This is a genomic window from Microbacterium sp. Leaf351, assembly GCF_001423825.1.
GTDB classification, from domain to species: domain Bacteria; phylum Actinomycetota; class Actinomycetes; order Actinomycetales; family Microbacteriaceae; genus Microbacterium; species Microbacterium ginsengisoli.
The window spans coordinates 250,480-257,198 of record NZ_LMPK01000033.1 but is presented as its reverse complement, the minus strand read 5'-3'; the positions used below and the strand labels follow the sequence as shown (position 1 = coordinate 257,198).

Annotated in this window: 7 protein-coding genes; 3 read left to right on the top strand and 4 right to left on the bottom strand. The window is 71.2% G+C overall.

Annotation, left to right across the window (positions count from 1 at the left end):
- The coding region (locus ASG00_RS17935) for a type II 3-dehydroquinate dehydratase (protein WP_235559471.1) at nt 1-249 on the bottom strand (249 nt) is incomplete at its 3' end.
- Entirely contained in the window at nt 246-2,072 is a 1,827-nt protein-coding gene (locus tag ASG00_RS09570; protein ID WP_056208972.1) for a bifunctional sugar phosphate isomerase/epimerase/4-hydroxyphenylpyruvate dioxygenase family protein, read from the bottom strand. The genes ASG00_RS09570 and ASG00_RS17935, both read right to left, overlap by 4 nt.
- Before the next feature lie 82 nt (nt 2,073-2,154).
- On the opposite strand from ASG00_RS09570, the gene ASG00_RS09565 reads away from it, so the two are divergent.
- The 3 genes from ASG00_RS09565 (at nt 2,155) to ASG00_RS09555 (ending at nt 5,157) form a co-directional block, all read left to right on the top strand.
- Entirely contained in the window at nt 2,155-2,784 is a 630-nt protein-coding gene (locus ASG00_RS09565) for a TetR/AcrR family transcriptional regulator (protein WP_235557347.1), read from the top strand.
- Nucleotides 2,785-2,866: 82 nt separating this feature from the next.
- Nucleotides 2,867-3,748, top strand: coding sequence for a shikimate dehydrogenase (locus ASG00_RS09560; RefSeq protein ID WP_045248084.1), 882 nt, complete (start codon nt 2,867-2,869; stop codon nt 3,746-3,748).
- Nucleotides 3,749-3,825: 77 nt separating this feature from the next.
- Nucleotides 3,826-5,157, top strand: a complete 1,332-nt coding sequence (locus ASG00_RS09555; RefSeq protein ID WP_056208965.1) for an MFS transporter — start codon at nt 3,826-3,828, stop codon at nt 5,155-5,157.
- 54 nt (nt 5,158-5,211) lie between these two features.
- Here the strand turns inward: ASG00_RS09555 and aroB are convergent, their stop codons facing one another.
- Nucleotides 5,212-6,291 (bottom strand): 3-dehydroquinate synthase, encoded by a 1,080-nt coding sequence (gene aroB, locus ASG00_RS09550; RefSeq protein ID WP_056208962.1) that lies wholly within the window; start codon nt 6,289-6,291, stop codon nt 5,212-5,214.
- Nucleotides 6,288-6,719 (bottom strand): shikimate kinase (locus ASG00_RS15415; RefSeq protein WP_056208960.1); only part of this gene is annotated, 432 nt, incomplete at its 5' end. The genes ASG00_RS15415 and aroB, both read right to left, overlap by 4 nt.

Below are 6,719 nucleotides of genomic sequence, written 5' to 3'. Positions count from 1 at the left end.
ATGGGTGAGACCGCCGGGGTTGATGACGATCGCCGCCGCCGTGAGGCGCGCCTCGTGGATCGCGTCGATCAGCACGCCCTCGTGGTTGGACTGCACGGCGGTGACCTCGAAGCCGCGGGAGGCCGCGGCATCCGTCACGAGACGCTCGACGTCGGCGAGGGTCTCGTGGCCGTAGATCGCCGGTTCCCGCACGCCCAGCAGGTTCAGGTTCGGGCCGTTGACGAGCAGGATGCGGCGCGGGGCGGTCATGCGCCGAACCTATCAGCGGCGCGCTGCTGCGCCGTGAGGCGGACGGCGGCGTTCTGGGGGCCGTATCCGTCGTAGTGGCCGCGGCGCTCGACGAACTCGAAGAACACGCCGCCGGTCGTGCGTGTGTAGACGTGCAGGTAGGAACCGTCGGCGTCGGCGTCGTAGAGCACGGATGCCGCGCGCAGCCCGTCGAGCGTCGATTCCGGAAGTGCGAACCGGGCGGCGAGGTCGTCGTAGTAGTTCGCGGGGACGGGAAGCGGCGCGACGCCGGCGTCCGCGAGGGCGCGCGCGAGTGCGATGACGTCGTCGCAGGCGAAGGCGATGTGCTGCACGGGCCCGCCGTCGCGGCCCGCCTCGGCCGACAACGGCGGCGCGACGTTCAGCGGGAGACGCACGGCGCCGTCGGGCGAGCCGAAGACGTGGCTCTGCACGAGTCCGGCAGGACCCGGGACATCCGTGGAACCCTGCGGCTCCAGTGCGAAGGCGGCGGACAGGAACAGCCGGGTCTCGTCGATGGCCTGCCAGGGCTGGGTGAGGCTCACGTGGTCGACGCGGGTGACGCCGTGTGCAGCGGAGCGCTGCACCGGGCCGAACTCGGCGGCCCACTCCGGGTCGCCGGCGTCGGCCGCCTGGCTCCAGTACACCTCGGTGCCGTCGGGTGCGATGGTGCCGGGCAGGTCGGCCTCATCGGCGAGCCGGCGCCGGTCGACGCGCGGCACCCCCAGGGCGGTGAGCCGGCGGGTGACGGCGTCGGCATCGTCGACGTCGAAGCCGACGGCGGCGATGCGCGGCGCGAGACCCGCGGCGCGCTCCTCGTTGAGCACGATGCGGGCGCGCCCGCTGGTCCACAGAGTGACCGCCTTGGAGCGGTGGCGGCCGTGGGCGGTGAAGCCCGCCGCGGCGAGCACACGGTCGAAGCGGCTCGTGTCCTCGCCCTTGATCTCCACGAACGCGACCCCGGCGGGCGCCGCGGAGTCCGGCAGGAGCTGCAGGTCGGGAACGTCCGGGTCGATGCGCGCGACGGCGTCTTCGAGCCAGCGCAGCGAGCGGCGGGCCTGCGCGGCGGTGCGCACGGGGTCGGTCTGCCGGAAGGTGTCGTTGAACACCTCGAGCGACAGCGGACCGCGGTATCCGGCGTCGAGGACGCGGCGCGTCAGGTCCGCCAGCTCGAACGCCCCCTCGCCCGGGAACAGGCGGTGGTGCCGGCTCCACGAGAGCACGTCGAGCGACAGGGCGGGTGCGTCGGCGAGCTGCACGAAGAAGATGCGGTCGCCCGGGATCTCCGCGATGCCCTCCAGCGGGGTGCGGCGGGACAGGATGTGGAACGAGTCGAGGCACACGCCGACGGCGGGATGATCGGCGCGCCGGACGACCTCCCAGGCGGTGCGGTAGTCGTCGATGTGGCGTCCCCAGGCGAGGGCCTCGAAGGCGATCCGGATGCCGCGGCCCGCGGCGAGCTCGCCGAGGCGCCGCAGCTGCGCGGCACTGACGTCCAGGTCGTCGGTGACGGCGGTCGCGACGTTGCTGCAGGCGAGCACCGAGTCGACGCCGAGCCGCTGCATGAGCGCGAACTTCGCGTCGGCGCGGTGGAGGACCCGGGCGAACTCCTCCTCGGAGATCCCTTCGACGTCGCGCAGCGGCTGGTAGAGGTCGATGCGCAGGCCGAGTCGTGCGGCCAGCGCCCGGATCTCCTCTGGGCTCTCGGGCGCGGCGATGAGGTCGGGTTCGAACAGTTCGATGCCGTCGAAACCGGCGGCGGCGATGGCGTGGAGCTTGGCGGAGAGGGGCCCGCTGATGCACACCGTTGCGATCGAGGTCTCCATGGTCAGGGAATGTACCACTCGGTACATTCCCGGCGGTATGCCGTTCCCGACTCCCCCGATCCCGCTCGGATACTCTGACGGCGTGAGTGACGTGCGCCGCGACCCCGAACGCACCAAGGCCGAACTGCTCGCCGTCGCGACCGAGGTCTTCGCCGAAGAGGGCTTCTCCGGCGCCCGCGTGGACGAGATCGCCCGCCGCACCCGCACGACCAAGCGGATGATCTACTACTACTTCGACAGCAAGGAAGGCCTCTACCTCGCCGTGCTCGAAGACGCCTATCGCGGCATTCGCGAGGCGGAGCGCGGGATCGACGTCGATCACACGGACCCGGTGGCCGCGGTGCGCCAGCTCGCGGAGCTGACCTTCGACCATCATGTCTCGCACGAGGCGTTCATCCGGCTGGTGGCGATCGAGAACATCCACCGCGGGACATCCATCTCCCGCATCCCGTCGCTGCGCACGCTGTCGCAGCCTGCCAAGTCGCTGCTCGACGAGATCCTCGCGCGCGGCCGCGATGCCGGCCTGTTCCGCAGCGACGTCGACGCGCTTGACGTGCACCTCGTCATCAGCGCCTACTGCGTCTTCCAGGTCGCGAACCGCCACACGTTCGGGCAGCTCTTCGACATCGACTTCACGGATGCCGCGACCCGTGCGCACCTGCGCAGCATGATCGGCGACGTGGTCGTCGGCTGGCTGCGCACGACTCCCTGACACCGGTGCTTGACACGTCGGATGTTGTCGTGTTCACTGCGAACGTACTAGTTAGTACAAACGCTTCGGACGAAGGAGTACCGTGCACAGCGATCGACGCTTCCTGGTCGGCCTCGTCGGCGACGGTGTCACCCCCTCGCTGACCCCGCCCATGCACATGGCGGAGGCCACCGCCCTCGGGATTCCCTACGTCTACCGCCCGATCGACACGGCGCTCCTCGGCCTCGGCGTGACCGAGCTCGGCGAGATCCTCGCCTGGGCCGAGCGCCTCGGCTTCGACGCGCTCAACATCACCCACCCCTTCAAGCAGGCGGTCCTCCCCCACCTCGACCACGTCGACCCCGTCGCCGCCTCGCTCGGCGCCGTGAACACCGTCCTGCTGACCGCCGAGGGCCGGCTCGGCTACAACACCGACACCACCGGCTTCGCCGCGGCCCTGCGTGAAGGGCTGCCGGGCGTCCCCCGGGAGCGGGTCGTGCAGTTCGGCGCCGGCGGTGCAGGCTCCGCCGTCGCCGACGCACTGCTGCGCGACGGCGTGCGCGAGCTGACCATCGTCGACCTCGACATCGAGCGGGTGGCCGCCCTGGCGGTGCGCGCCGGTGAACGGCACCCCCACGCCGAGGTGCGCCCCGGGACGCCCGCCGAGGCGGCCGACCTGCTCGCCCGCGCCGATGGAGTGGTCAACTGCACCCCGCTCGGCATGGCCGCCCACCCCGGCACCGCGTTCGACCCCGCGCTGCTGCGCCCGCAGACCTGGCTCGCCGACATCGTCTACCGCCCGCTGCGCACCGCCCTGCTGGACGCCGCTCGCGAGCGCGGCTGCCGCACGCTCGACGGCGGCCAGATGGCGGTGCACCAGGCGGTCGACGCCTTCGAGCTGATCACCGGCGTGCGTCCCGACCCCCGACGCATGACCCGGCACTTCCGCGACCTCGTCACCTCCGAGGAGATCCTCGCCCGCTGAGCCGACCGGCAGACGCGGCATCCGTTCCTTCCATCCCACCCCTACCCCCGACAACACCCATCTGATAGAGGAGACTCATGTCCACTCCCGCAACGACGCGGAAGACCCCAGTGCGCGCGGCCATCGCGAGCTTCATGGGGAGCGCCGTCGAGTACTACGACTTCTTCCTGTTCGGCTCCGCGGCCGCGCTCATCTTCCCGAGCGTGTTCTTCCCCTCCAACGACCAGGCGGCCCTCGTCATGTCGTTCGCGACCTTCGGGTTCGCCTACATCGCGCGTCCCGTCGGCGCCGTCATCCTCGGGCACTTCGGCGACCGCGTCGGACGTCAGCGCGTGCTCATGTTCACGCTGCTGCTCATGGGACTGTCGACCTTCGCGATCGGATGCCTCCCCGGCTATGCGCAGATCGGCTGGGCGGCGCCCATCCTGCTGGTGCTCGCCCGACTGCTGCAGGGACTCTCGGCCGCCGGCGAGCAGGCCGGCGCCTCGTCGCTCACGCTGGAGCACGCCCCCGATGACCGTCGCGCGTTCTTCACCTCCTGGACCCTCACCGGCACCCAGGGCGGACAGATCCTCGCGGCCCTCATCTTCGTTCCCGTCGTGGCCCTTCCCGACGACATCAAGTTCTCGTGGGGCTGGCGTATCCCGTTCTGGCTCAGCGCGGTGGTCGTGCTCGTCGCGTGGGTGATCCGTCGCCGGCTGCACGAGACCCCCGAGTTCGAGCAGGCGAAGGCCCGCGGCGAGATCGCTCGGCTCCCGCTCATCCCGCTGCTGCGCCACCACTGGCGCGACGTGATCCGCGTCGTGCTGTGCGCGACCATCTCGGCGGTCTCGACTGTCTTCGGCAACCTCGCCATCGCCTACGGCGTGAAGGTCGGCCTTGCCGCGTCGCTCACACTCTGGCTGGTCGTCGTCGCCAACCTGTTCGCCCTCGGCACGCAGCCGCTGTTCGGCCGCCTCGCCGACCGCATCGGCCGCAAGCCCGTCTTCATCTATGGGGCGCTGGCCTCGGCGGTGCTGATGCCCTTCTACATGCTGTCGATGTCGAGCGGCAACGCGCTGCTGACGTTCGTGCTCGCCGTGCTCACGTTCTCGTTCGGCTACGCGGCCGCGAACGCGGTCTGGCCTGCGTTCTACGGCGAGATGTTCTCGACCCGCGTGCGCTTCTCCGGCATGGCGATCGGCACCCAGCTCGGGTTCCTGGCCGCCGGCTTCGCACCGACCATCGTGACCGCCCTCGGCGGCGTGCAGGTGGGTGGCTGGGTCGTGACGAGCGTGTTCACCGCCGTGGTCGCCCTCATCGCGGCGGGCGCCGCGCTCACCGCACGGGAGACCAAGGATGTCGCGACCGCCGACCTCGGGGAGGCCAGTCCGGCCCCGGTCACCGTGAGGGAGCACGTCGCGGCCTGACCTCCGCTGTCGCAGAGCCCCGACCGCCTTCGGACGGCCGGGGCTCTGCGCATCTCAGGAGCCGATCTCCTGATAGGCCGCGAACAGCAGTGATTCGTCGGGTGCCTGCAGCACGGTGGGACGAGCGAGGTCGTCGAGCACGATGAAGCGCAGCATGGCGCCCCGCGTCTTCTTGTCGCGCTGCATGGTCGCCAGCAGCTGCGGCCAGGCGCCCGCGCGATACGAGGTGGGAAGACCCAGCAACTCCAGAACCGAGCGGTGCCGGTTCGCGACGTCGTCGCTGAGGCGTCCGGCCAGACGCGACAGCTCGGCGGCGAAGACCATGCCGACCGAGATCGCCGCGCCGTGGCGCCAGCGGTAGCGCTCGGCGTGCTCGATGGCGTGACCGAGAGTGTGTCCGTAGTTGAGCACCTCGCGCAGCCCCGCCTCGCGCAGGTCCTCGCCGACGACGCGTGCCTTCATCTCGATGGCGAGCTCGATCGATCGACGGAACGCCTCCGAGCCCGGATCGACGACGGCCGCGGGATCCTTCTCGATGAGATCGAGGATCTCCGGGTACCAGATGAACCCGGCCTTCACGACCTCCGCGAACCCGGCGGTGCGCTCGTGCGCGCTGAGACCGTCGAGGAGGTCGAGGTCGCAGATCACCGCACGCGGCGGCCAGAAGGCGCCCACCAGGTTCTTGCCCTCCGCGGTGTTGATGCCGGTCTTCCCGCCCACCGCGGCATCCACCATCGCCAGCACCGTCGTCGGCACCTGCACGATCGCGACGCCGCGCAGCCAGGTGGCAGCGACGAAGCCCGCGAGGTCCGTGACCGCTCCCCCGCCGAAGCCGACGACCGCGTCGGTGCGGGTGAAATCGGCCTGCCCGAGGATCTGCCAGCAGAACGCCGCGACCTCGACGCGCTTGCCCTGCTCGGCGTCCGGCACCTCGGCCAGCAGCACCTCGCGCGCACCGTCGCCGCGCAGCACCTCGCGCAGCGCAGCCGCCTGATCGGCGAGGGTCGGCGGGTGCACGATGAGCACCTTGCGGGCGGTGGCGGGCAGGGCCTCGGCGACGATGGGCAGGATGCCGCGGCCCACCGTCACGTCGTAGGGGGCGTCTCCGCCGACGGTGATCGTGGTGGTGCTCATGAAGGGGATCCTTCCGTCCGGCGGGCGCGGTCCCAGGCGACGATGCGCTCGACCACGTCCGACAGGGGGCCGTGCGAGGTGTCGAGGGTGAGGTCGGCGACCCGTTCGTAGAGGGCTCGTCGCTCGTCGTAGATGCGGTTCCAGCGGGCGATCGGGTCGTCGCCGGCGAGCAGGGGGCGATCGTCGCCGACGATGCGGGACGCGACGATGTGCGGGGCTACCGTCAGCAGCACGACGTGATGCGCGGCGAGGTCGGCACGGGTCTCCTCGTGCAGCACCGCCCCGCCTCCGAGCGCGATGACGCCGCCGGTCGTCAGGGCCTCGGCGACCGCGGTGCGCTCGATCGCTCGGAACGCCGTCTCCCCGTGCGCCTCGAAGTACGCCGGGATCGGCCCGTGGTCGCGCGTGATGATCTTGTCCGTGTCGAG